This is a genomic window from Rhodococcus sp. ENV425 (assembly GCF_002887785.1).
In the GTDB taxonomy this organism is placed as follows: Bacteria; Actinomycetota; Actinomycetes; order Mycobacteriales; family Mycobacteriaceae; genus Rhodococcus; species Rhodococcus aetherivorans.
In genome coordinates this window covers 2,751-3,490 of sequence record NZ_PCZU01000243.1, presented here as the reverse complement: position 1 = coordinate 3,490, position 740 = coordinate 2,751, and the positions used below count along the sequence as shown (strand labels likewise).

Sequence of the window (740 nt, the reverse complement as noted above, 5' to 3'; positions counted from 1 at the left end):
GGCGCTGGTGGTGGCGTACGCGGTGCGGGTGACCAGGTGGCCGGTGGTGTCCAGTAGCTGCATGGCACGTCCTGCTCTGCTTTCGGTCGCCAGCGTGCGCGGGGTCTCGGCGGGACGGTGGCGCGGGGGTCTGCGGCGAGCTCGGCGCCTCGAGGAGCCGTCGTTCCCGGGGCACGGCGGCCGTGACGGTCGGACTCGCCCCTACTGTAGTCCCGATGTCGGCGAGAGCCGAGCGGTCGGCGCCGACGTTTTCCCGGAAGCGCCACCGGCATCCCGGGACTCGAGCACCGATGTCACCACCTCCCCGATCGCCGGCAGCCGGAGCGCGGCGGTCGGTGCGACGGCGGCGGCCACGGTGGCCGCCACAGCGCACCCGAGTGCCTGCGTCCATCCGACCGGACCGACCGGCACGCAGCCCAGCAGCCCGCTGACCCCCGGCGTGCTGATCAGCACGGCCATGGCGGCGAGCGAGCCGAGGACGGTGGCGACGACGAGGGGGCTGCGGGACTCGAGCAGTGTCTGCCCGAGCTGAGCGCCGACGAGCGCGACGAGCGCCACGGTCGACGCGCGCGGGTTCGAGCCCGTGACCCTGGCCATCGCCCACGCCGCGGTGGCCGCGGCCGCGGTCGTGGCGCCGCGGGCGGCCATGGCGTGCAGCAGCACGGACTCGTCGGGCCGGGGCGCGGGGCCGGAGCCGTCGGTGCGGGGGGTGCTGACGGCGAGGGCCGCCGCGGGCAGCG

At 76.6% G+C, this 740-nt stretch carries 1 protein-coding gene; it reads right to left on the bottom strand.

The window, feature by feature from the left end:
- Positions 1 to 201: 201 nt before the first annotated feature.
- Positions 202 to 740: cation transporting ATPase C-terminal domain-containing protein (locus CQZ88_RS21275; protein ID WP_180987053.1), on the bottom strand; the 539-nt coding region annotated here is incomplete at its 5' end.